The sequence below is a fragment of the Sutterella massiliensis genome (assembly GCF_016899755.1).
Taxonomy (GTDB): Bacteria; Pseudomonadota; Gammaproteobacteria; order Burkholderiales; family Burkholderiaceae_F; genus Sutterella; species Sutterella massiliensis.
The window spans coordinates 1-1,192 of the sequence record NZ_JACJJC010000101.1 but is presented as its reverse complement, the minus strand read 5'-3'; the positions used below and the strand labels follow the sequence as shown (position 1 = coordinate 1,192).

The 1,192-nt window shown below is 60.5% G+C and carries 1 protein-coding gene; it reads left to right on the top strand.

The window, feature by feature from the left end; all coding sequences use genetic code 11:
- Positions 1-685, top strand: a 685-nt coding sequence (locus H6A60_RS11535; protein WP_205104755.1) for an FAD-binding protein, incomplete at its 5' end; no start/stop codon positions are given.
- Positions 686-1,192: the final 507 nt, after the last annotated feature.

The window sequence follows — 1,192 nt, the reverse complement described above, 5'->3', positions numbered from 1 at the left end:
GTATATCAAGGCGACATACGGCTATCGCCTGAACCCGAACGAGCCGGGCGCCTGCCAGGTGTTTTACGGCGGCGGCATCCTCGTCAATCTCGACGGGAAGCGCTTCGTGAACGAATCGCTCTCCTACAAGCTCCTCGGCGATGCGGCGCTTGCTCAAAAGGAAGGCAAGAGCTTCATCTTCTTCGACGAACCGCTTCGCAAGCACCGCCTGAAGGTGCGCGACGGCGACCGCCGGCTCCTTTCGCCCTACGACGAGGGCAAGGAAGTACCCTATTGCTTCCGTGCGGACACGATTGAGGCAGTCGCGAAGAAAGCCGGCGTGAACCCGGAAGCCCTGAAGGAAACAGTGGCGCGCTACAACGCCAACGTTGCCAAGGACGAAGACCCCGATTTCGGTCGGAAGACGCTTACGAGCGATTTCGGCAAGCCGATCGAGCTCAAGACCGGCCCCTTCTATCTCTATCCGGCCACCGCCCGCTTGATCGCGACCTACTGCGGCGTCCGCATTCGCCCGAATGCGCAGGTGCTCGATGTTTTCGGCGAGCCGATCAAGCACCTCTATGCGGCAGGCGAAATGACGGGCGGCGTTCACGGCGCCGCCTACATGACGGGTTCCGCCTGGGGCAAGGCCATGGCGTTCGGCCGGATTGCGGCCGATGCGATTGCGGAGGAAACGGCAATCTGAGACCTTCAGGCTGAAAGCGCTCATCGCTCAGAGCGGGCTCATCGAGTCATGCTGCCGACGAGCCCGCTCGTGAAGAGCAGCTGATGAGCGCTCTTGAAGGGGCGGCCACTTTGTCTCCTTCGCCGCAGTCGAGTTTCTACACGTCGACGCTCTTTCGAGGATCGTGTACGGGATCGGGAGGCAGCCTCCCGACCCTGCGCACGGTATCAGTAGCTCGATAGAATCCAGCCTTCCGGAATCACCTCCTCCTTCACGCGGGAATCGGTGATTACGCCTTAGCGCTTAGCCGGTAGGCCCTTCTCAAGAACGAGCACGTCGTCTTTCTCTTCATTCGTCTTCGACGCTTCGGCATCGGTTCTCAGATGGAAGAAGAAACCGTCATTCGTCGGCGAAATCGTCTCGACATGCCACCGGTAGAACCTGAACTCCCGGCCGCCATTACTTTGGGTGCTAGCGGCCGGGAGTTCAGGTTCTACCGGGGGCATGTCGAGACGATTTCGCCGACGA